Annotated in this window: 13 protein-coding genes and 1 pseudogene; 10 read left to right on the top strand and 4 right to left on the bottom strand. The window is 74.6% G+C overall.

Annotated features, from left to right (window positions below):
• Positions 1–43: 43 nt before the first annotated feature.
• Positions 44–1,564: an MDR family MFS transporter gene (locus AB0M43_RS38795; protein ID WP_363732750.1), complete on the bottom strand. Its 1,521-nt coding sequence runs from the start codon at positions 1,562–1,564 to the stop codon at positions 44–46.
• Between the two features lie 428 nt (positions 1,565–1,992).
• Here AB0M43_RS38795 and AB0M43_RS38790 point away from each other — a divergent pair, with 428 nt between their 5' ends.
• The 3 genes and pseudogenes from AB0M43_RS38790 to AB0M43_RS38780 form a co-directional block, all read left to right on the top strand.
• Positions 1,993–3,591, top strand: coding sequence for an ABC-F family ATP-binding cassette domain-containing protein (locus AB0M43_RS38790; RefSeq protein WP_363732733.1), 1,599 nt, complete (start codon positions 1,993–1,995; stop codon positions 3,589–3,591).
• A 135-nt stretch (positions 3,592–3,726) separates the two neighbouring features.
• On the top strand, positions 3,727–4,083 hold the full coding sequence (locus tag AB0M43_RS38785) for a helix-turn-helix transcriptional regulator (RefSeq protein ID WP_363732731.1): 357 nt from the start codon (positions 3,727–3,729) through the stop codon (positions 4,081–4,083).
• A gap of 308 nt (positions 4,084–4,391) precedes the next feature.
• Positions 4,392–4,913: pseudogene (locus AB0M43_RS38780) on the top strand (PH domain-containing protein); the annotation flags it as partial.
• Between the two features lie 480 nt (positions 4,914–5,393).
• Here the strand turns inward: AB0M43_RS38780 and AB0M43_RS38775 are convergent.
• Positions 5,394–6,131, bottom strand: coding sequence for an AfsR/SARP family transcriptional regulator (locus tag AB0M43_RS38775; protein ID WP_363732728.1), 738 nt, complete (start codon positions 6,129–6,131; stop codon positions 5,394–5,396).
• A gap of 420 nt (positions 6,132–6,551) precedes the next feature.
• Between AB0M43_RS38775 and AB0M43_RS38770 the strand changes: the two genes are divergently transcribed.
• The 4 genes from AB0M43_RS38770 to AB0M43_RS38755 are packed head-to-tail and all read left to right on the top strand — an operon-like array spanning position 6,552 to position 19,820.
• On the top strand, positions 6,552–7,766 hold the full coding sequence (locus tag AB0M43_RS38770; protein ID WP_363732725.1) for a hypothetical protein: 1,215 nt from the start codon (positions 6,552–6,554) through the stop codon (positions 7,764–7,766).
• 10 nt (positions 7,767–7,776) lie between these two features.
• Entirely contained in the window at positions 7,777–9,831 is a 2,055-nt protein-coding gene (locus AB0M43_RS38765; protein ID WP_363732722.1) for a tetratricopeptide repeat protein, read from the top strand.
• Positions 9,828–10,316, top strand: coding sequence for a flavin reductase family protein (locus AB0M43_RS38760; protein ID WP_363732720.1), 489 nt, complete (start codon positions 9,828–9,830; stop codon positions 10,314–10,316). The genes AB0M43_RS38765 and AB0M43_RS38760 overlap by 4 nt, the downstream gene beginning before the upstream one ends.
• Positions 10,317–10,376: 60 nt before the next feature.
• Positions 10,377–19,820 (top strand): MupA/Atu3671 family FMN-dependent luciferase-like monooxygenase, encoded by a 9,444-nt coding sequence (locus tag AB0M43_RS38755; protein ID WP_363732717.1) that lies wholly within the window; start codon positions 10,377–10,379, stop codon positions 19,818–19,820.
• Positions 19,821–19,853: 33 nt separating this feature from the next.
• On the opposite strand, the gene AB0M43_RS38750 is transcribed toward AB0M43_RS38755, so the two are convergent.
• Positions 19,854–20,624 carry a cation transporter gene (locus tag AB0M43_RS38750; RefSeq protein WP_363732714.1) on the bottom strand — a complete coding sequence of 257 codons (771 nt, stop codon included), beginning with the start codon at positions 20,622–20,624 and terminating at the stop codon, positions 19,854–19,856.
• The gene (locus tag AB0M43_RS38745; protein ID WP_363732712.1) at positions 20,624–20,953 is read right to left on the bottom strand and encodes a metalloregulator ArsR/SmtB family transcription factor; all 330 of its coding nucleotides are present in this window, start codon (positions 20,951–20,953) and stop codon (positions 20,624–20,626) included. The genes AB0M43_RS38750 and AB0M43_RS38745 overlap by 1 nt, the downstream gene beginning before the upstream one ends.
• Positions 20,954–21,090: 137 nt before the next feature.
• On the opposite strand from AB0M43_RS38745, the gene AB0M43_RS38740 reads away from it, so the two are divergent.
• From AB0M43_RS38740 to AB0M43_RS38730, 3 genes are all read left to right on the top strand, one after another.
• Positions 21,091–21,456 (top strand): hypothetical protein, encoded by a 366-nt coding sequence (locus tag AB0M43_RS38740; protein ID WP_363732710.1) that lies wholly within the window; start codon positions 21,091–21,093, stop codon positions 21,454–21,456.
• Between the two features lie 161 nt (positions 21,457–21,617).
• A complete protein-coding gene (locus tag AB0M43_RS38735; RefSeq protein ID WP_363732707.1) occupies positions 21,618–22,367 on the top strand; it encodes a thioredoxin domain-containing protein in 750 nt (249 codons plus the stop codon).
• Between the two features lie 20 nt (positions 22,368–22,387).
• Positions 22,388–23,062, top strand: coding sequence for a vitamin K epoxide reductase family protein (locus tag AB0M43_RS38730; RefSeq protein ID WP_363732705.1), 675 nt, complete (start codon positions 22,388–22,390; stop codon positions 23,060–23,062).
• Position 23,063 lies beyond the last annotated feature (1 nt).

Below are 23,063 nucleotides of genomic sequence, written 5' to 3'. Positions count from 1 at the left end.
GCAGCTCCGATCGGGGTTCGCGGGCGTTTCGGGAGAGGTCGGCTCAGTGGGGTGCCTCCGTCGCTTCCCGTGCGGCGCGCTCGTCGCCGGTGAGGGTGGACAGCGGCTTCTCCCGGATGAAGACGACCGCGAGCACGGCGAGGACCGCGATCGGCACGGCCAGCAGGAACAGTTCCGAGGTGGCTGTGCCGTAGATCGCGCGGATCGCGGCGAGGTCCGGCGCGGACAGGGTGGCCAGGTCGGGCACCCTGGCGCTGCCGCCGCCGGTCGCCGTGGCCCCGAAGTGTTCGACGGTGAGCGAGGTGACCCGGTTGGTGAGGACGGCGCCCAGCGCGCTCACCCCGATCGCGCCGCCCATGCTGCGGAAGAACGTGACCGTGGAGGTGGCCGCGCCCAGCTCGGCGGCCGGTACGTCGTTCTGCGCGGCGAGCACCAGGTTCTGCATGAGCATGCCGACCCCGACCCCGAGCACCATCATGTACCCGCCCAGCAGCACCAGGTCCGTCCCCGGGTCGATGGTGCCGAGCAGCGCGAAGCCGGCCGTCATCACGAGCGCGCCGACCACCAGGTACGGCTTCCAGCGCCCGTACCGCGTGATCAGGTTTCCGGCGACCGTGGAGGACACCAGCAGGCCGGCGATCATCGGCAGGCTCATCAGCCCGGCGACCGTCGGGGACTTGCCGAGCGCCACCTGGAAGTACTGCGACAGGAACACCGTGCCGCCGAACATCGCCACCCCGACCAGTGTGCTGGCCACCACGGCCAGGGTGACCGTGCGGTTGCGGAAGATCCGCAGCGGGATGATCGGCTCGGCGGCCCGCGACTCGGTCCACACCGCGAGCCCGAGCAGCAGCACCCCGCCGGACACGAACGCCGCCGTCTGCCACGAGCCCCAGGCGAAGTGCCGACCGGCCAGGCTGGACCACACCAGCAGCGCGCACACCCCGGCCGTGAGCAGCAGCGCGCCCAGCCAGTCGATCCGCACGGACCGGCGGACCACCGGCAGGTGCAGGGTCCGTTGCAGCAGCGCGACCGCCGCGACCGAGAACGGGACCCCGATGAAGAAGCACCAGCGCCAGCCCAGCCACGAGGTGTCCACCAGCACGCCGCCGATCAGCGGGCCGGCGATCGTGGCCACGCCGAACACGGCGCCGAAGACGCCCGAGTAGCGGCCCAGTTCGCGCGGCGGGATCATCGCGGCCATCACGATCATCGCGAGCGCGCCCACGCCACCGGCACCCACGCCCTGCGCGACCCGGCTGACCAGCAGCAGCGTGACGTTCGGCGCGAAGCCGGCGATCAGCGAACCGAGCACGAACAGGCCCAGCGACAGCTGGATCAGCAGCTTCTTGCTGTACAGGTCGGCCATCTTGCCCCACAGCGGCAGCGTCGCCGTCATCGACAGCAGCTCGATGGTGACCACCCAGGTGTAGACCGACTGGGTGCCGCCGAGGTCGGCGATGATCCGGGGCAGTGCGTTGGACACGATGGTCGAGGCCAGGATGGTGACGAAGATGCCGAGCATGATGCCGGACAGCGCCTGGACCACCTCCGCGTGCGACATCCTGGCGGGCGCCCCGGCACGGTCCTTGGTGGCCACGGGTAGTTCGTCCGGCACGGTCGGATGGGGTTGGACAGACAACAAGTTCTCCCTACTGGTACTGGTGGGCCGCACCGCGATCCCCCTGAAATGCCGCGGCATCTGACCCAGCCGGATGATTCTGCGGTACCACCGGGGTCTTGCCGCAAGCCCCCCTGTGCGGTATAAGTTAGAAAGGGAAAGGAGTGCGTACACCTCCATTCCCTTTTCTGATTCCGCGAATAATCCGGTGCGCTGACCACATCCGCGCCGGTACCGTCGGCGCCATGGGTAATCGCAGCGGCCCGGTCGGCCTGTACTTCCTGTAGTCGGGGGCCCGGTCCCCGTCCCGTTCCCGTCGTAGGCGTCGCCTCCGGAGAGCTCCGTTCCGCGTACCCCAGGAGTCGACCGTCATGTCTGTTTTGCTACCCCATGCCCAGCTCGCCGTGCACGAGGTCTCGCACGCCTACGCCGAGCACGTCGTCCTCGCCGACGTCTCCTTCACCATCCGCCCCGGGGAACGGGTCGCGGTGATCGGCGAGAACGGTTCCGGCAAGTCCACCCTGCTCCGGCTGCTCGCCGGCCGGGAACCCGCCGACGCCGGCCAGGTCACCGTCGTCGCACCGGGCGGCGTCGGCCACCTCGGCCAACTGCTGGACCTGCGCCCCGACCAGACCGTGCGGGACGCCATGGACGACGCCCTCGCCGACCTGCGCCGCCTGGAGTCCGAGCTGCGGGCCGCCGAGCGCGACCTGACCGAGGACACCCTGGCCGCGTACGGCGACCTGCTCGCCGCCTTCGAGGCGCGCGGCGGCTACGAGGCCGAGGCCCGCCTGGACGCCGCCCGCAACGCCCTCGGCGTCGGCGACCTCGGCGCGGACCGGCCGCTGGGCAGCCTGTCCGGCGGCGAACAGGCCCGCCTCGCGCTGGCGTGCGTCCTGGCCGCCGACCCGGAGCTGCTGCTCCTCGACGAGCCCACCAACCATCTCGACGCCGCCGGCGCGGCCTGGCTGGCCGACCAGCTCCGCGCGCACCGGGGCACGGTCGTCGTCGTCACCCACGACCGGACGTACCTCGACGCGGCCACCGTGATCCTGGAGGTGGACGGCGACCGGCACACGGTGCGCCGGCACGGCGACGGCTGGGCCGGGTACCTCGCCGCGCACGCCGCCGACCGCCGCCGCTGGCAGGCCGAGTACGACGACTGGGTCCGCGAGTCCCACCGCCAGGCCGAACTCGCCGAGTCCGGGGTCGACGAGATGCGGCGCCGGGTCTGGAAGCCGAACGTCAAACGGACCAGCGGCCACCGCCGCGACCACCAGGGCGGCCTGTCCGCGCAGGTCCGCAAGGCCCGCGCGCAGGCCCGCCGGCTCACCGAGCACCCCGTGCCCCGGCCGCCGGACCCGCTGCGGTTCGCCGCCCGGTTCGACGGCGCACCGACCGAGCCGGTCGAGGTGACCGACCTGGTGGTGGGCGACCGCCTCGCCCTGCCCGGACTGCGGATCGAACCCGGCGGCCGGCTCCTGGTCACCGGCCCCAACGGCGCGGGCAAGACGACCCTGCTGCGCGCCCTGGCCGGCGACCTGGTCCCCGACCGGGGCACCGTCTCCCGGCCCGCCCGCCTCGGCTGGCTCCGCCAGGAGGTCACCCCCGGCCCGGCCCGGCGGACCGCGCTGGCGGCCTTCGCCGAGGGCCTGCCGGGCACCCCCGACGAGCACGCCGGGACGTTCGCCGCGCTCGGCCTGCTGCCGGAGGAGCTGTTCGCCCGGCCGGTGGCGTGGCTGTCGATCGGGCAGCGCCGGCGGGTCGAGCTGGCCCGCCTGGTCAGCCGACCGGCCGACCTGCTGATCCTGGACGAGCCGACGAACCATCTGTCCCTCGCGCTGGTCGAGGAGCTGGGTGCCGCGATCGGCGCGTTCGCCGGCACGGTGGTAGCGGTGTCGCACGATCCGCGGTTCGGGGAGGCCGGTGGGTGGGCGCGGCTGGAGCTTCGGCACGGCCGGCCCGTCTGACCCGTCGCGTCGCCCGTCCCCGAGGTCCGGGGCGGGCGACGCGACAGGAGCTGACAGGGCTCGACGGGTCGTCCCCCGCCGGGTGTCATGGAAGCGACATCGTTCGATCCGCCTGCCCGTCCGTACCATGGAGCCATGGCTCGGTCGCGGATGAGCGGTGCGATGGTCGACGTCCTCGTTCTGCTCGTGCAGGCCTGGGAGGACGGTGCCCAGGTGCACGGTTGGCTGATCATGCGGTCGGTGCGCCGGTCCGGTCCCACGGTGTACGCGGCGCTCGACCGGCTGGAGGACGCCGGTTGGATCGAGGGCTCGTGGGAGCTGCTGCCGGCCGGCGAGGACCGCCCGCGCCGACGGTTCTACCGGCTGACCGCGCACGGTGCCGAGGCGGCCCGCGGCCTGCTCGGGGAGCCGTCCCGGACTCCGCCGCCCCGGTTGCGCCCACAGCCCGGCTTCGGTCTGATCGCTCGGCTGCGTCCGGTCCGTGCCCGGTGAAGGGCATCGAACTGCTCGTGGCCGTGGTCCTGGGGCTGATCGTCAACGAGTTCAGCGACGTCTCCCCCTGGCTGGCCCGCAAGTTCGTCGTATGGTCCGCCCGGTTGCGCTACGGACGGACCACGCGGGCGGATGTCCGGGCCGAGGAACTCGCGGCGGTCATCAACGACCGGCCCGGAAAGCTCTTCAAGCTGGGTACCGGTCTCCTCCTCGCCGTCGCCGCGCTCGTCGTCCGGCTGCGGCGGCTCGTCCTGCGGGAGCCACAGCCCACCGGGGAGTTCACCTCGGAGGAGTTGCTGTCGGGCGGCCGGGTGCTCCCGCTGGAACCCGAGCCGAGCCCGCTGGTCGGCCGCTACCTGTTCCCCACCGAGCGGTACCGGGGCGAGTGGCGGCGGCACTGGATCCACATCGTCAAGGGCTGCCTGATGATCGCCACGTACGCGGTGCTGGGGATGTGGGCGACGATCGAACGGGTCAGACCGCAGTACGTCGACCGGATCGTCTTCGCGATCGTCGTCGGGGCGCTGCTCCTGATCGTCCTCACCTACGTCAGGTGGCGGTACAACCGCTTCGTCATCACCAACAAGCGTCTGATGTCCACCGAGGGGGTGGTGTTCCGCAGAGTCGCGATGACCCCGCTGCTCCGGGTCACGGACCTCCGCTACACCCAGTCACCGCTGGCCCGGGTGCTGAACTACGGCACCTTCCGCCTGGAGTCGGCCAGTCGCCGCAACGCGCTGCGCCGGATCGTGAACCTGCCGAATCCGAACGAGCTCTACCTCCGGCTGGTCGAGGAGATGTACGAGCCGGCGGCCGTCGAGGCGCGGCTCTGGCCCGCGGACGAGTTCGCCCCCGGGCACGAGGACGAAGGCCGGCCCGATCCCGTGGCGGGCGCCGCGTTCGCCCCGGACCCCGATGTCGCCCCCGGAGCCGGGGCGGACCCCGGGCGCGCCGGAAGCCTGCCGGGGCCGCGGCTACCCGCTGGTCGCCAACAGGACGACGCCGCGATGGCGCAGCGGGACATCGTCGACCAGATCAGCGCCCTGTCCGCGCAGCTGGGCGCGCTCGCCGCCACGGTGCGGGCACTCCGCCCGGCGACGGCTCCTGATCCCGGCCCCGCGCCCCAGCGGGCGGTGGCCCCCGATGCGGACCGGTCATCCGACCCGGATCCCGCAGTGGCGGCACCGCCGTCCGGTGTCCCGCCGCGCCAGCCGACGGAGCTGAGGCCCTGACGGCTCGCCGTGCGCGCCCGGGTTCGGGGGTCCGCGAGGCACGGGCGGGGTTCCCCGCCCGCGCTCGCCGGCGGGTCCTCAGCCGTGTAGGACGAGTTTCTGGGCGGCGCGGAGCTGGGGGCCGGGTTCCAGGCCCAGTTCGTGGCCGAGGAGCTGGTGGACCTCGCGGTAGGCGGCCAGCGCGTCGGCCCGGCGGCCGAGCTGGGTCAGCGCCCGGATCAGCAGGGTCCACAGCCCCTCCCGGAACGGCTGGGTCAGCAGCAGCGGGCGCAGTTCGGTGACGACGGTCTGCGGCTGGCCGAGCAGGAGGTACGCCTCGGCCAGGTGTTCCCAGGCCCGCCACCGTCGTTCGTGCAGGGCGACGGAGGCTATCGCGACCAGGGCGGGCGCGACGTCCTCGTAGGGGTCGTCGCGCCACAGCCGCAGCGCCGCGGTCAGTACCCGGACGGCCGATTCCGGTTCGCCGCCGGCCAGGGCGGTGGCGCCGCGCTCGGTGAGCTCGGTGAACACGTGCACGTCGAGTTCGCCGGCCGCCACGCTCAGCCGGTAGGAGCCCGGGCGGCCGTCGAGCCGGCGGCGGCCGGTGACCTCGGTGAGCAGGGCCCGCAGCTGCCAGACGTAGGTTCTCAGGTTCCCGGCCGCCGACCGGGGCGGGCGCTCCCACAGCGCGTCGACCAGCCCGGAGGCGCGGACCCACTCGTTGGGCCGCAGCAGGAGGGCGGCCAGGAGCGCCCGTGGCTTGGCCGCCGCCACGTCGGCGGTGAGGCCGCCCGGCCCGCATACCTCGATCGACCCGAGAACGCGAAACACCACCACGGTGGCTCCTCTCTGTCCGTCCTCAGAGGATCGCAGAGCGTTGTGCGTGGGGCATGGGTGCGTCGCCCCCAGAATTTCCACCGATACGGGGCCGTTGTGCGGGTACCGCCCGCGCCGGACAGCGCCCACACGCGGGCCGACCAGGCATTGGACAGGTACTGGACGCCGCGTGGATGCCGCATGGACGCCGCGTGGACAGGCCTCTTGAATGATCGACCTTGTTCGATTGACTACTAGCCCCGGAAGGGGGTGTCCCCCATGAAGAAGATCGTGGTTCGTAAGGCCGGCACCGTCCGCCTCACGTCCGTCGCGAACGCCGCGTACGGCGAGCCTTGTGACAGCGGCGTCTGGGCCTGATCGTGACGTCCGGGCCCGTCCTCGACGGGCCCGGACCCGCTCCTGGGAGTAGCAGTGGTGATCATGGAACCCTCCGAGCTCGGCGCGCCGGTCCGACTGCACGCGCTCAGCTACCTCGAAGACGGCGAGGACGTCGTGATCGGCCGGACCGACACGGACTCCTACGGCGTGTTCCCGGCGGACGGGGCGGCCCTGCTGCGGCGGCTGGCCGACGGGGAGCCGCCCGGGGCCGCCGCGCGCTGGTACGCCGAGACCTACGGCGAGCCGGTCGACCTGGAGGAGTTCCTCGGGGTCCTCGCCGAGCTGGACTTCCTCGTCGAAGGCGACTCCGGCTCCGACGGACCGGACCCGGTGCGGCCCCTGCGCTGGCAGCGGCTCGGCCGGGCATTGTTCTCCCCGCCCGCGTGGGCCCTGTACGGGGTGGTCCTCGCCTCGGCGGTGGTCGCCATGGTGGCCACGCCCCGGCTCTTACCCCACAACGGGAATGTGTTCTTCACCCAGCATCTCACCGTGCTGATGGCGACCCTGTTCCTCGGACAGTTCCCGCTGATCCTGATCCACGAGGCCGCCCACGCGCTCGCCGGTCGCCGGCTGGGGGTGCGCTCGCGGTTGCGGGTCGCGCGCCGGCTGTTCTTCGTCGTCTTCGAGACCAGCCTCGACGGGCTGATCGTCGTACCCCGCAACAAGCGTTACCTGCCGATCCTGGTCGGGATGTTCACCGACCTGCTGGTGCTGGCCGTCCTCACCCTGGTCGCCGCGGCCACCCTGGACCCGGCGGGCCGGCCGTCGCTGGTCGGCCGGGTGTGCCTGGCCCTGGCGTTCACGACGTTCCTGCGGTTCTGCTGGCAGTTCTACTTCCACCTGCGCACGGACCTGTACCAGCTCGCGGTCACCGCACTGGGCTGCCAGGACCTGCAGGCGGCGGCCAAGCGGGTGCTCGGCAACCACGCCCGCCGGCTCGTCGGCCGGCCGGCCCGGGACACCGCGGGCCTGCACCCCCGCGATCTCCAGGTCGCGCGCTGGTACTGCTGGCCGATGCTCGCCGGCTACACCCTGTCCACCGTCATGCTGTTCGCGGTGGGGTTCCCGGTGCTGTGGCGCTCCGTCACCATCGCCGGAGCCCGGTTCGCCGAGGGCGGCGGCACGTGGCTGCACGTGGCGGACTCGACACTCTTCCTCGCGCTCACCCTCGGCCAGTTCGGCTTCGCGGCGTTCCTCGCCGTCCGGTCCCGGTTGCTGCGCCGACGGGTACCGGCGACCTCGCACCTGACCACCTAAGGAGTTCGTGATGCCGCACGTCTGGATCACCGGGGAGCGGGTCGCGGACCGCGCCGCGCTGACTGCCGCCGGCACCCTGCCCGGCTACCGCCCGACCGTGGACGCCCACCGGCGCCGGCGGGGGCCGTACACCATGGCGGGTGAGGTGTTCCGCACCCTGGTGCCCGTGGCGCTGGAACGCTGGCCGGACCTGGTGCACGCCCACGACATCGAACTCCTGTCGGTCGCCCCGGAGCTGCGGGACATCGTGCCCGCCACCCGGGAGACCCTGACGTCCCTGGCGGTGCCCCGGGAACGGACCCGGTTCTACTCCCGGCTGCGCACCCTGCGCCTCGCCCACGGGCTCACCGAACTGCTCCGCGACCACCTGACCCGGGAGGCCGGCCCCACCCGGACGCTCGTCGTCGAGAACGTCGACCACGCCGACCCGACGGACGTCGAACTGCTCACCATCCTGCTGCGCCGCCTCGATCCGGAGCTACTGACCCTGGTGGTGTGCACCGGTCCCGCCGTGGCCGACGAGGGGCTGGCCACGGCGCTGGCCCGGTACGCCGGGCACCGGCACGCGCCGGCGCGGCAGATCGACCCCGCCGGCACCGACGAGGAACTGGCCGCCGCCTACGTCGCCTCCGACGGCACGAGCGACGAGCCGGCGCTGCTCGGGGCGTACCGGCGGCTGGAGCCGGCGGCCCGGGCGACACTGCACGACGCGCGCGCCGCCGAGTTGGAGGGCGACGGCGAGTGGACGTGGGCGCTGGGGGCGGTCCCGTACCACCGGGAGCACGGGGCCGACCCGGCCGGGGCGGGGGCGCGGGCCCTGCACACCGCGCTGGAGTACACGATCAGCATGGGTTTCTACCACGCCACCCTGGACTACGGGGAACGCGGACGGGCCCTGGTGGACTGGTCCGCGCAGGAGGTCCTGTGGTGGGCGTTCACCTCGAAGATGACCACGTCGCTGATGCTGCTGTCCCGGGCGCCGGAGGCCGAGGCCCTCTACGACGAGGCGCGTTCGTTCAGCCTCAACCCCGTGGTGCACCGCCGGGCCGCCTACGCCACCGCGATGATCTACACCCGGCACCACGAGGTCCGCGACCACCACAAGGCGAAGGCGTGGATCCACCAGGCCATCGTGCTCGCCGAACTGATGGGCGAGGGCGGGCTGCCCGTCGTGTTCCAGCAGAACGGCCTCGCGCTGATCGAGCTGCACCTCGGCGACCTGCCGGCCGCGCTGCGGCTCGTGGACGGCGGCATGGCCCGGCTGGACCGCGAACTCGACCCGGAGGAGCACCGGCTGCACCGGTCGGTGCTGCTGTACAACCGGGCGCAGATCCTCGCCGGGATGGGCCGCACCGAGGAGGCCCTGGTCGACTACGCGGCGGTGATCGCCGTGGACCCGAACTACCCCGAGTACCACTTCGACACGGGGAACCTGCTGCACAGCCTCGGCCGCGACACCGAGGCCCTGGCCGCGTACGCCGAGGCCAGGCGGCTCAGCCCCACCTTCGGGGAGATCTACTACAACCGGGCCGACGTGCTGATGGGCCTCGGCGAGTGGGAGGCCGCCGTCGCCGACCTCGGCTACCTGCTGGAACTGGACCCCGGATACCTGGACGCCTACGTCAACCGCGCCGGGGCCCTCGCCGCGCTCGGCCGGCCCGACGAGGCGCGCGCCGACGCCGGGGCGGGGCTGGCCATCGACCCCGACAACCCTTATCTGCACTGCCTCTTGGGTGACCTGCACGCCGAGGAGGGGCGCACGGCCGAGGCCGAGGGCAGCTACGCCGTGGCGCTCCGGTTCGACCCCGGACTGGCGCCGGCCTGGGCCGGGCGGGCGGCGCTCGCGTACGCGGCCGGGGAGCTCACCGCCGCCGTCGGGTACCTGGACCGGGCGCTCGAAGGGGGCGAGGACGCCGCCCTGCTGTACAACCGCGCGACGATCCGCCGGGAGCTGGGCCTGGTCGGCGAGGCGCTGGCCGACCTGGACCGGGCGCTCGAACTCGCCCCCGGCGACCCGGACACGCTCCGGGAACGGGAGCTGTGCCTGGATCCGGCGTTCCCGTGACCTCCGCCGAGGTGCTCGCGCCGCACCGGTCGCTGCGGGACACCCTCGCCCGGTACCCGACGGGCGTGGCCGTGGTCACGACGGCGGGTCCGGTCGGGCTGACCGTGAACTCCTTCACGTCCGTGTCGCTGGACCCGCCGCTCGTGCTGTGGTGCCTGCGCGGCGACTCGACCAGCCGGGCGGCGTTCGAGGCGAGTCCCCGGTTCGCGGTCAACGTGCTGGCGGCCGACCAGGGCGGGCTGGCCCGCCAGTTCGCCGGGGCGGCCGCCGACCGGTTCGCCGGGGTCGGGTGGGTGCCCGGGCCGGACCGGTTGCCGATCCTCGGCGGGACGGTGGCCTGGCTGCGGTGCCGGCGGTACGCGTGCCTGCCCGGCGGGGACCACGTCGTGTTCCTCGGGGAGGTCGAGGCGCACGCGGCGCTGCCCGGGACACCGTTGACGTTCTGCGACGGGGAGTTCCGCCCGGCGGGTCGCGTCGGCTCCTGATTGGACATTCGCGCGCCGTGGCTATCATCGGCCCATGATCGTCTTCAGGGCTGACGGAACGTGAGGGAACACCCGCGCCGGGCGGAGAGCCACGGACCGGAGATCCCCGCCGATCCCACCCGGCCCGCGACCCTCGTCGAGGCGCTCCTCGCGGCGGCGGAGACGGCCCCCGGGGCGGGGGTGCTGGTCACGGGCCCGCGGGAGGAGTACCTGTCCTATCCGGACCTGCTGGCCCGCGCCCGCCGGCTGCTCGGCGGGCTGCGCGCGCACGGGGTCCGGCCCGGCGATCACGCGCTGTTGCAGGTCCCGGACCTGGCGGAGTTCTTCCCGGCGTTCTGGGCCTGCCTGCTCGGCGGGATCACCCCCGTGGTCCTGGCCCGCCCGGCCGCCTTCGCCGCCGGGGACCCGGTGTTCGACAAACTCCAGCACACCCGACGGGTACTGGGCGGCCCGGTCACGCTCAGCTCCGGGGCCGACGCGGCGGCCCTCGACGCCCTCGACGTGCGGACCCTGGCCGGCGCGCCCGCCGATCCGCACCCGGCCCGCCCCGGGGGCGTCGCCCTGCTCCAGCTGAGTTCCGGCAGCACCTCGACGTCGAAGGTCATCCCGCTGACGCACCGGGGGCTCGTCGAGATGGCGTACGGCCAGCGGGGCACGCTCGACGTCCGGCCCGACGACACCCTGCTGAACTGGATGCCCCTGGACCACTCCGGCGGCCTGCTGCTGTACCACGTCGGCGGGGTCTGCAACGCGGTGCGCAACGCCCACGCCCCGACCTCCTGGATCCTGGAGGACCCGACCCGCTGGCTCGACCTCCTCGACCGGCTCCGCGTGACCCACTCCTGGGCGCCGAACTTCGCCTACCGGCTGCTCGCCGACACCGTCGCCGCGACCCCCGGCCGGGCCTGGGACCTGTCCGCCGTGCGCCGACTGGTCAGCGGGGGCGAGCGGGTCACCGTGGACGCGGTCGAGGGCTTCCTGGCCGCGACCGGCCCGCACGGGATCCGCCGGTCGGCCATGACCGCCGGCTGGGGCATGGCGGAGACCTGCACCGGGATCAGCTTCGCCGGGCTGACCGGCGCCGACGCGGTGCACCGGGTGCGCACCGACACCCTGGACGGCGCGTTGGCCTGGGCCGGACCGGACGAGGAGCACTCCGTGTTCTTCAGCGTCGGGCCGCCGGAACCCGGGGCGGCGCTGCGGATCGTGGGCCCCGACGGCGACCCGCTGACCGAACGGCGGATCGGCCGGCTCCAGGTCCGGGGCGCCCGGGTCACTCCGGGGTACCTGGGCGACGAGGGGGCGACCCGGGAGGCGTTCCCGGGCGGGGACGGTTGGCTGGACACCGGTGACCTGGCCTTCATGCACCGGGGCCGGATCGCGGTCACCGGCCGGCGGAAGGACGTGGTGGTCCTCAACGGGGACAACCACTACTGCCACGACATCGAGGCCGCCGCGTCCGTGCCGGGGGTGCTGCCCGGCGAGGTGGCGGCGTGCGGGATCCCCGACGACCGGACTGGTACCGAGGAACTGGCGGTCTTCTACGCCGCCGACCGGGACCTGGCGGCCGAGATCCGGGCGGCCGTCGCGGGGCGGCTGCGGGTGATGGTGGCGCACGTGGTGCGGCTCGCGGCGGCGGAGTTTCCGCGCACGACCAGCGGGAAGCTGCGGCGGAACCTGCTGCCGTCGCTGCTGGACCGGCCGGAGCGGCGGAGTGCCGGGGCGCATTCCGAACAGCTGCTGCCCGGTGGCTTCCCGGCCCCACCCGTGGCCATCGACTCCCCGACCCGGACCGGGACGTGGGCGGCGGATCCACCCGACACCGCGGCGCCCGACGCCGGGGCGGTGCGGCGGGTGGTGCGTGCTGTGTTCGGGCCGGTCGACCCGCGCACTCCGTTCCAGGAACTCGGCCTCGGCTCGGTGCAGCTCGTGGCCCTGCGCGCCCGGCTCAGCACGGCCCTCGGCCGGGAGGTCGCGCAGACCGCCCTGTTCGCCCACCCCACGGTCGAGACGTTGACCGCGCACCTGACCGGCGACGTGCCGCCCGCGCCCGCCACGTCGACCGTCACCGCCGACCGCCGGATCGCGATCATCGGCCTGGCCTGCCGCTTCCCCGACGCCGACGACCCCGACACCTTCTGGGCGAACCTGCTGGCCGGCCGGCAGAGCGTCCGGCCGCCCGCGGACCGGCTGGCACCGGCGTTCGCGCCCCTGGCCGACATCGCCTCCTTCGACGCCGCCCTGTTCGGCGTGTCCGCGAAGGAGGCCGAACTCCTCGACCCCCAGCACCGGCTGTTCCTCGAGGTCTGCCACGAGGCCCTGGAGCACGCCGGTCGCGGCGCGCCCGAGGGACACCGCGTCGGGGTGTACGCCGGCAGCGGCATGCACCTGCACCCCGGCCCGTCGTACGCCGCGCTGCTCGCCGACCGGACCGGGGCGGAGCACACCCAGGCCGTCCTCGGTACCCGGCCGGACTTCCTCGCCAGCCGGGTCGCGTACCGGCTCGGCCTGACCGGGCCCGCGATCGGCGTGCAGACCGCCTGCTCGACCTCCCTGGTGGCCGTGCACCTGGCCGTGCAGGGCCTACTCGCCGGGGACGCCGACCTCGCCCTGGCCGGCGCGGCGGCGGTCCACATCCCCGGGCTCGCGGACCACCGGCACGAGCCCGGTTCGATCCTGTCGGCCACCGGGGCCTGCCGGCCGTTCGACGCCGCCGCCGACGGCACGGTGGGCGGCGACGGGGTGGCCGCCGTACTGCTCAAGCCCCTGGCCAGCGCGCTCGCCGACGGCGACACCGTGTACGGCGTCCTGCTCGGCACCGCCGTCAACAACGACGGCGCCACCAAGGTCGGGTACGCCGCGCCCAGCGTGTCCGGCCAGGTGGACGTGATCCGCCGGGCCCAGCGCGCCGCCGGGGTGCGGCCCGCCGACATCGGGTACGTGGAGGCGCACGCGACCGGTACCGCGCTCGGCGACCCGATCGAGCACGCGGCCCTCGCGGAGGCGTACGCGGGCGGGTCGGCGGTGCTCGGCTCCGTCAAGGCCAACATCGGCCACCTGGACAGTTGCGCCGGGATGGCCGGGCTGTTCACGGCGCTGCTGACCCTGCGGCACGGCCGGCACGCGCCGCAGGTGTGCTACACGGCGCCGAATCCGGCGCTGGACCTGGACTCCGGGCCGTTCCGGATCCTGCCCGGGGGCGGGGACTGGCCGGCCGGGGCCGGGCCACGGCGCGCGGCGGTCAGCGCGCTGGGGGTGGGCGGCACCAACGCGCACGTGATCCTGGAGGAACCGCCCGCCGACGGGGTGGTGCCGTCCCCGACAGGAGAGGCCGGTGGGATCCCGGGCGACGCCGGGACGCCAGGGGTGCTGCCGTTGTCCGCGCGGACGCCCCGGGCGTTGCGGGAGTCGGCGCGCCGGCACGCCGCGTTCCTGGAGGCGCGGCCGGAGGTGCGGTTGGCGGATCTGGTGGTCACGGCGGGGGCCGGCCGGCGGGCGCGTACCCATCGGATCGCCGTTGTCGGGGAGAGTCCGGCCGAACTGGCGCGGGGGCTGCGGGCTTTCCTGGCCACCGGTGGGCCCGAGGTGGCGGACAGGCCCGTCGGGGTAGGCCCGGGTAGACCGGTGGATGAGTCGGTCGGCGCGGACGGACCGGTGGACGTGCTGGTCGGCGTGGGTGGGGCGGTGGTCGGCCCGGGTAGGGCGGTGGCGGTCGGCCTGGGTGGGGTGGTGGTCAGCCAGGGCGGGGCGGTGACGGTCGGCCCGGGTGGGGAAGTGGTGGTCGGCTCAGGCGGGCCGGTAGCGGTCGGCCCGGGTGGGGTGGCGGGCGGCGCGGATGGGGCGGTGGACTTCGTGTTCACCGGGCAGGGGGTCGAGGTCGGGCCCGTCGGTGATCTGGGGCGGCACCCGGCGGCGGCCCGGCTGCTCGACCGGATCGGGCGCGCGCACCTCGCCGCCACCGGCACCGGGCTCGACGGCCGGCCCGCCGACCACCAGCCCGCGCTGCTCGCCCGGCAACTGACACTCGTGGAACTGTTGCGGGCGGCGGGGATCCGGCCGGCCAAGGTGTTCGGCCACAGCCTCGGGGAGTACGCGGCGCTGGTCACGGCCGGTGCGTTGTCCGTGGAGGACGCCGTCGCGCTCACCGTCGAACGGGACCGGCTCCTGCGCGGCACCGGGCCCGGCGGCATGCTGACCGTGTTCGCCGCCCGACCGGTCGTCGACGCGCTCCTCGACAGGGTGGACGGTCTGGACCTGGCCGCCGTGAACGGCACGGCCCTGCACGCCGTCTCCGGCGGACCCGCCGCCCTGGAGCGGGCCGAGGCCCTGCTCGACGCGGACGGCACGCCGCACCGCCGGATGGCCGTGGACCGGGCGTTCCACTCCGCGCTCCTCGACCCGGTTCTCGACGGGTTGCGCACGGCCGCCGGGCGGGTCGCGTTCCGGCCCACGGTGCTGCCGGTGATCAGCAGCCTCGGCACGGAGCATCCGGTCGGCTGGACCCCGGACGCCGCGCACCTCGTCCGGCAGGCCCGCGAGCCCGTCCGGTTCGACCTGGCGGTGCGCCGGCTCGCCGACCCCAGCCGCGTGGTCCTGGAGATCGGCCCCCGCCCCGCGCTCGTCACCGCCGGCCGCGCCCTCGCCCCCGACCTGACCTGGGTCGCCTCGCAGCCGAAGGGCCGGCCGGCCCTCGCCGGGCTGTGGCGGTCGGCCGCCGAACTGTGGTGCGCCGGCGTACCCGTCGACTGGGTCGGGCTCACCGCCGGGCACGGGGCGCGCCGGATCGCGCTGCCGGGATATCCGTACGAGCGGCGCCGGTACTGGCCCGCGCCGCTGGACACCGTGGAGGTCGCCCCGATGCTGGACGTACTCGACCGGGTGCGCGCCCTGACCGCCGCCCAGCTCGGCCTCCCGGTGGCGGAGGTCGGCGCGGACAGCACCTTCTTCGCGCTGGGCGCCGATTCGCTGCTGCTGGTGGCGATGGTCCGGGAGGTCCGGGAGGGATTCGGGGTCCGGATCGGCGTCCGGGAGCTCTTCGAGGACATCGACACGCCGCGCCGGTTGGGAGAGGTGATCGTGGAACGGTCGGGCGGGTCGGATGGTGCCGGGTCGCCGGGTGGGCGGGACGACGGGGCCCCGGAGGAGGTCGCCGATCCGATGCCGTCCAACCTGGTGCTGTCTGATCCGGTGCTGTCCAGCTCGGTGCCGTCTGATCCGGTGCCGGCGGGTCCGGGAGCGGGGACAGAGCCCGTCCGCGCACCCGACCCCGCAGCGGTCGATCCCTGGCTGCGCGGCCTCATCGACCAGCAGCTGGCCCTCATGCACCGGCAGCTCGACCTGGTGGGCGGCACGGCCTCCCTCCCGGCCGCACCGGAGGCGACGCCGGTCCTCGGCAGGCCGGAGACAGCGCCGGTTCCGGTCCCACCGCCCATCCCGGGCGCGCGGGACACCGGCCGGCCGGCGCCCGGCACTCCCCCGGGCCCCGGCGATCCGGGCGCGCCCCCCGCCCGGACCGACACATCCGCCCAGGCAGCCCCACCCCACGACGGCGGCACGATCGACCTCAGCCTGTACTTCTTCGGTGACTACCCCGAAGGCCAGGCGGACGGCTACGGCCCGATCCTGGCCGCCGCCGAGTTCGCCGACCGCAACGGGCTGCACGCGGTCTGGATCCCCGAACGGCACTTCCACTCCTTCGGCGGGGTGTTCCCGAACCCGTCGGTGCTGGCGGCGGCCATCGCGGCCCGGACCAGCCGGGTCCGGATCAACGCCGGCTCCGTCGTGCTCCCCCTGCACCATCCGGTCCGCGTCGCCGAGGAATGGTCCATGGTGGACAACCTCTCCGGCGGCCGGATCGGGCTGGGCTGCGCGAGCGGCTGGCACGCCGACGACTTCGTGTTCTTCCCCGACCACTACGGCCGGCACCGCGAGGTGATGTGGGAGCACCTGGACACGGTGCGCCGGCTGTGGCGCGGCGAACGGGTCGCCGGGGTGTCCGGCAGCGGCGCGCCGATCGAGGTGGGCCTGTTCCCCCGGCCGGTCCAGGCCGAGCCGCCCGTGCACACCGCGATCCTCGGCAACCCGGACAGCTACCGGCAGGCGGCCCGCCGTGACGTCGGCGTGGTCACGAACCTGATGGCCCAGTCCGTCGCCGAGCTGGCGGCCAACATCGCCGGCTACCGGGCCGAGCGCCGGGCGGCCGGCCTGGGCCCCGGGCGGGTGACGGTGCTCGTGCACACCTACCTCGCCGAGGACGCCGGGCGGGCCCGGGCCGAGGCCTTCGAGCCCTTCTGCGGGTACCTGCGGTCCTCGCTGTCGCTCCTGGGGCAGGTCGCCAACAGCCTCGGCATGAACATCGACCTCGACGCGGCGCGGCCCGAGGACGTGGCCTACCTGCTGGAAAGGGCCTATGACCGGTACTGCGCCGAGCGCGCCCTGATCGGCAGCCCCGACAGCGTCGCCCCCGTCCTCGCGGAGCTCACCGCCGCCGGGGTGGACGAGATCGCCTGCTTCATCGACTTCGGACTACCGGCCGACCGAGTCGCCGCAGGGCTGCCCCACCTGGCGGCACTGGCTCTCCCACCCCGACCGACCGGCCCGGCACTGCTGGCTCACCCACCCCAGCCGACCGGCCCGGCACCGCTGGCTTCCCCACCCCGACCGACCGGACAAGCACCATCCCCGCCGGCGCGGAACCTCGTCGCAGCACCGGCCACCCCGCCGCCAGCCATGGACGCCGGTCCCACCGCTCCGAGCGGGTCGGGTGCGCCGGGCGGGGCCGACGCGGGCTGGCCGTTGGCGCCCGGGCAGCGCCGGCTCTGGCTGGCCGACCAGCTCGGGCAGAGCCACGACTACAACGAGGCCGTGGCGATCCGCCTGGCAGGGCCCCTGGACGCCGACCGGCTCGCCGACGCGCTCGCCACGGTCGTGGGCCGGCACGCGCCGCTGCGCACGGCGTACCGGGAGGTGGACGGCGAGCCCCGGCAGTTCCCCCGGGACAGCGGGCCCGCGTTGATCGTGGTGAACGTCGAGGACGAGGAGGCCGCCGTCGCCGCCGCCATGGCCGAGGAGAGCCGGCGGCGCTTCGACCTGGCGGCCGGGCAGGTCTGCGCGTTCCGGCTGCTGCGGTCGGCACCCGGGCGGCACGTGCTGATCCTGTCCTTCCACCACATCGGCACCGACGGCTCGTCGTACCACGTGTTCAGCCGCGAACTGTCCGCCGCCTACCGTGGGGCCGACCTGCCCGACCTGCCGACCACGTACCCGGACTGGGCCGCCGGCCAGCCGCCCGCCGCCGCCAAGGACCTCGGCTACTGGGTCGACCAGCTCACCCCGGTCCCGGCGCCATTGGCCCTGCCTCGCGCCGACGGATCCCGCGAGCGGACCGAGCCGACCGGAGCCGGGAACCGGTTGCCGGCCCCACCCGAGGGCGACGGAACCCACGGGGGCCGGTCGGTGTTCCTGGAACTGCCGGCCGGGCTCGCCGATCAGGTGCGGGCCTTCGGCCACACGGAGCGGGCGACGGTGTTCAGTACGCTGCTCGCCGCGTTCGGGGTCGCGGTGCACCGGATGACCGGCCAACGGGAGTTCGTCGTGGGCACGGGGCTGGCCAACCGCGACGAAGGTACCGCCGGGCTGATCGGGTTCTTCGTCGCCACCCTGCCGCTGGTCGTCCGGCTGGACCGGGCGGCGGGCTTCCGCGACCTCGTCCGCCAGGTGCGGGGCCTGACGGCCGACGCGCACGAACACGGCGGCGTGTCCTTCGACGAGATCGTCCGGGCCGTCAACCCGCCGCGGGTGCCGGGGCGCGGTCCGTTGTTCGACGTGGCGGTGGAGTTCGAGGGCGAGGGGGCGTTCGCGCTGGACCTGCCGGGGGTCACGGCCACCCCGTTGCCGGTCGGGCTGTCCAAGGCGCCGGTGCCGCTGATGGTGTACCTGTCGCACGGGGCGACGGTGCGCGCCCACGTGGAGTACCAGTCGGAGGTGTTCTCCGAGGAGACCGTGCTCGGGCTGTGGGCGGACTTCGGGGACATCCTCGGGCGGGCGCTGGCCGAGCCGGGGCTGACGGTCGCGGAGCTGGCCGGCGACCGGGATGGGGTCGGCCCCCCGGAGCCGGAGGGTGCTCCTGAGCTGGGCCTGGTCCGGCGGGTCTTCGCGGCCGAGCTGGGCCGGCCCGTCGGCGACGACGAGTCGTTCTTCGAGCTGGGCGGGCACTCCCTGCTGGCGGTGCGGGTCGCCAACCGGCTCCGGGCGGCCGGACTGACGGTGTCGCCCGCCGACGTGCTGGCCCGGCCGACCGCGCGGGCGCTCGCCGACGGCCTGCGCGACACCTCCCCGGCCACCCTGCACCAGGCGTGGAAGTGGCGGCTGCTGCACGGGCCCGAGCCGGTCGTGACGCACATCGCGCTGCGCTGGGACCTGCGCGGCGACCTCGACGAGCCGGCGCTGCGCGGGGCCCTGGACGCCCTGGTCGCGCGGCACCCGGCGCTGCGCACCCGGATCTTCGACCAGCACGGGGTACTGACCCAGGAGCCCCTTCCCGCCCGGCCGGTCGACCTGGCCACGGTGCGCGTCGAACCCGGCGCCGTCGACGACTGGGCGGTCGCCGTGGGCCGGCGCCCGTTCGACGTGGACGGGGGCCGGATGCTGCACGCCGAGCTCGCCCGGGTCGGGCCGGACCGCTGGTGCCTGGCCCTGGTCGTGCAGCACCTCGTCGCCGACGGCTGGTCGATGGAGCTCCTGGTCCGGGAACTGGCCGGGCTGTACACGGCGGCGGTGACCGGGCGGGCCGCCGCCCTGGAACCGGTGGCGGCGACGTTCCAGGAGCACGCGCGGCGGCAGGTGGGCACGGACTGGCCCCGGGGGTACTGGGCCCGCCAGCTCGCCGACGCGCCCCCGCCCGTGCCGGCCGCGCGCTCCGGCCGGGGCGCCGAACACCACTTCACCGTGCCGGCCGACCTGGTCGCGCGGCTCGTGGCCCGGCACGGCCCGGGGCTGTACCCGGTGCTCGCCGTGGCGCACGTCCGGCTGTCGGGCCGGGCCGACACGGTGTTCGCCATGCCGTACGCGATGCGGGAGCACATGGCCGACGAGGGCGTGGTCGGGCTGTACTACGACCCGCTGCCGATCCGGGTCCGGGCCGGCGACACCGTGGCCCGGGTCCGGCGGACCGTCACGGAGGCCATGGGCCACGCCCGGCCGATCCTGGCCGTGTTCGGGGAGGTGCGGCCCGGCTGGCGGATCGGCGAACCGCAGCCGTTCGCCACCGAGACGCTGCTGCTCAACGCGGCCCTGCCGGAGGTGACCCTGCCCGGGTTGGTGGCGGGGCTGAGCGAGCAGCCGTTGGGCGGCGCGCGGCGGGACCACGCGGTGATGTTCCGGCCGTGGCGCGGCGGACTGGCCGGCACCGTGGAGTACTCGACGGACGTGTCCGACGCGGACGGGGTGGCGGACCGGTGCGCGCGGTTGCTCGGGATCCTGGAGGAGCTGACCGGGACGGACTGACGAACCGCCCCGGCGCGGGAGGCCGGCCCCCGGCTACGAGCAGCCGGCCGTACCGCTACCGGCCTGGCAGCACGTGTCGCCGCGCCAGGCGTCGCGCCCCTCCCTGACCGCCACGGCGGCGATGACCAGGGCCGCGACCGGGTCGGCCCACGACCAGCCGAACAGGCTGTTCACCCCGAGCCCGACGAGCAGGACGGCCGACAGGTACGTGCACAGCAGGGTCTGCCGCGAGTCGGCCACCGCCGAGCGGGAACCGAGTTCGCGGCCGGCCCGGCGCTGGGCGTGCGACAGGGCCGGCATCACGACCAGCGACACGGCCGCCAGGGCGATGCCCACTGTGGAGTGCCCGGCCGCACCGGACCCGAGCAGGGCGCGCGCCGAGTCGACGGTGACGTAGCCGGCGAGGGCGAAGAACGACAGCGCGATGATCCGGAGCGCGGCCCGCTCGCGCCGCTCGTGGTCGGCGGCCGAGAACTGCCAGGCCACGGCGGCAGCGGAGGCGACCTCGATGACGGAGTCCAGCCCGAAGCCGATCAGGGCGGTGGAGTCCGCCATCGTGCCGGCGGTGATCGCGACGACCGCCTCGACCACGTTGTAGGTGATGGTCGCCGCGACCAGCAGCCGGATTGTCCGGGTCAGCCGGGCCCGACGCCGCACGGACGGACCGGCCTGGCCGGCCCGGGTGATCCGGGTGCCCGGCGTGACCCCGGCGCTCGGGCCCACCGCGGTGATCGACAGCGGGACCGGGGTCGGCGCCCTCGTCGTGCCTCGGGCCGGTGCCGCCTCCGACGGGTCGCCGGTCATCAGCGGCACTCGTCGGTGTCGCTGGTCGGGCACGCGGCCGGGTCCACGGCGAGCACGACCCCGAGCAGGTCGCCCAGGGCGTGGGCCAGCCGGGCGTCGGCCAGCTCGTACCGCGTCCGGCGGCCCTCCGGCGCGGCCACGACCAGGCCACAGCCCCGCAGGCAGGCGAGATGGTTGGACAGGCTCTGCCGCGACACCCCGAGCAGGTCGGCCAATTCCGCCGGGTAGCCGGGGGAATCGCGCAGGGCGAGCAGCAACCGGGACCGGGTCGGGTCCGACAGGGCGTGACCGAACCGGGCCAGCACCGCGCCGTGCGTCAGGATCTCCACGCGGCGGACAGTACACGATGAGCTGTATTCAGCCAACCATGTACAGTTCCGGTCCACCCACCCGGAGGGGAAGCCCCCGGGGGCGAAGTGGTCGCGCGGCTGGGCGGTGCTCCGTGTCGCGGGTACAGTCGGCGCTTGTGAGTCTCGTGCGCGCGGTGACGGCGACCCTCGGGTCGCCCCTGCGCCGTGCCGCGCTCCTGGCGGTCCTCCTGGCGGCGCTGGTCCTGGGCGCCCCCGGCGTGGGCGGGGCCGCCGAGCACCTCTTCCCGGCACCGGCCTCGGCGTCGCAGGACAACGGTTCCTGCGGGCGCGGCTGCGTGGACCACGTCACCACGGCCACCGGTACGGTCCCGGCCGGCGCGCACGCGCCCGAACTCGCCGCGCCGCCGCTGGTCGCGCACGCCCGGCGTACCCCGCCGGCCCCGGTCACGACGGCCGGCCACCGGTCCACCCCGTGCGAACTCCGGGCGGGACCCGTCGACCTGTGCGTCTGGCGCACGTAGCCGAGCACGTCCGGGACTCCGCCCCGCCCGCCGAGCGGTCGTCGTAGCGCGCGTCCCGCAGTACCCCTCTCCGTGGTTGGCGGTTGCCCTTTCGCGCGTTCCCGCGCGGGCCCGCCACCTCTCCTCATCATGTCGGAACCCAGTCAGGGAAAGGCTTCACCATGGCCAGGAAGAACAACCGCCCATCGGGTACGAACAAGCGCGGCACCTCCCCCGGCGCCAAGGCCGTCCGGGGCATGTCCGCAGGCGGGATGAGCACCAATCTGAAGGTGACCATCGCCGTCGTGGCCGTCGCGATCGTGGCGATGGGCGCGGCGCTGTTCCTCACCGACCGGGGCGGGCGCAGCGCCGACGCCGGGGCGGTCGCCGCGAACGACGAGCGCCTGGTGCGCCCCGACAGTCACAGACTGTCCACGGCGGCGGACGGGAAGGTCACGGTCGTGGAGTTCCTCGACTTCGAGTGCGAGGCGTGCGGCGCGGCCTACCCGGGGGTGGAGAAGCTCCGCGCCGAGTACGCCGACCGGATCACCTACGTGGTGCGCTACTTCCCGCTGCCCGGGCACCGCAACGCCCAGCCGGCCGCGCTCGCGGTGCAGGCCGCCGCGAACCAGGGCAGGTTCGAGGCGATGTACACCAAGATGTTCAGCACCCAGTCGACGTGGGGGGAGCAGCAGAAGGACCAGACCGGCACGTTCGAGGGCTTCGCCCGGGAGCTGGGCCTGGACCTGGACCGCTACCGCGCCGACCTCGCGGACCCGGCCACCGCCGCCCGGATCGAGAAGGACAAGAGCGACGGGCTGTCGCTGGGCGTGACGGGGACGCCCGGGTTCTTCGTCAACGGGAAGAAGTTCACCGACCGGCCGACGTTCGAGGCGCTCAAGGCGGCCGTCGACACGAACCTGGCCGGGTAGTGGCTCCCCCGGCTCCGGCCGTGCCGTTCGCCGCCCGGATCATCGGCTGGATCCTGCTCGTCACCGGTGCCGTCGGCGCGGCGGCGGCGTTCGTCCTGACCGTCGAGAAGATCCACCTGCTGCGGGACCCGGGTTACGTCCCCAGCTGCAGCATCAACCCGATCCTGTCCTGCGGCTCGGTGATGTCCACCCCGCAGGCGGAGGTCCTCGGGTTCCCCAACCCCGTCATCGGTGTACTGACGTTCCCCGTCCTGGCCACCCTCGGCCTCGTCGTCCTGACCGGCGCCCGGTTGCCGCGCCGGGTGTGGCTCGGGGCGAACCTGGGCGCGGCGGCGGGCGTGCTGTTCGCGCACTGGCTGATCTTCCAGAGCCTCTACCGCATCCACGCCCTGTGCCCGTACTGCATGGTGGTGTGGGTCGTCACGATCACCGCGTTCTGGTACCTGACCGTGCACAACCTGCACCACCGCCACCTGCCCGCCCCCGCCTCCTGGCGGCCGGCGGTCGACGCGGTGGTGCGCAACCACTCCGTCGTACTGACGGTCTGGCTGCTGGCCGTCGTCGCCGCGATCGGGGTCCAGTTCTGGGACTACTGGCGGACCCTGGCTTCTTCAGGCGCTCCTCGAAGTCACCCCGGTACCGCGAGCCGGCGACCAGGGCGCCCAGGTCGAGGGTGTAGAGCTGCTTGTCCTTGAG

This window comes from Longispora sp. NPDC051575, from assembly GCF_040681875.1.
Taxonomy (GTDB): domain Bacteria; phylum Actinomycetota; class Actinomycetes; order Mycobacteriales; family Micromonosporaceae; genus Longispora.
Note: the sequence above shows the minus strand (reverse complement) of the source record. Positions and strands in the feature narration are given on the sequence as shown.

Excerpts from the sequence above, each read along its gene's own strand:
- AB0M43_RS38735 (WP_363732707.1), top strand. The coding sequence starts at position 21,618 with ATGGCCAGGAAGAACAACCGCCCATCGGGTACGAACAAGCGCGGCACC.
- AB0M43_RS38765 (WP_363732722.1), top strand. The coding sequence starts at position 7,777 with ATGCCGCACGTCTGGATCACCGGGGAGCGGGTCGCGGACCGCGCCGCG.
- AB0M43_RS38795 (WP_363732750.1), bottom strand. The coding sequence starts at position 1,564 with ATGTCGCACGCGGAGGTGGTCCAGGCGCTGTCCGGCATCATGCTCGGC.
- AB0M43_RS38790 (WP_363732733.1), top strand. The coding sequence starts at position 1,993 with ATGTCTGTTTTGCTACCCCATGCCCAGCTCGCCGTGCACGAGGTCTCG.
- AB0M43_RS38770 (WP_363732725.1), top strand. The coding sequence starts at position 6,552 with ATGGAACCCTCCGAGCTCGGCGCGCCGGTCCGACTGCACGCGCTCAGC.
- AB0M43_RS38785 (WP_363732731.1), top strand. The coding sequence starts at position 3,727 with ATGGCTCGGTCGCGGATGAGCGGTGCGATGGTCGACGTCCTCGTTCTG.
- AB0M43_RS38750 (WP_363732714.1), bottom strand. The coding sequence starts at position 20,624 with ATGACCGGCGACCCGTCGGAGGCGGCACCGGCCCGAGGCACGACGAGG.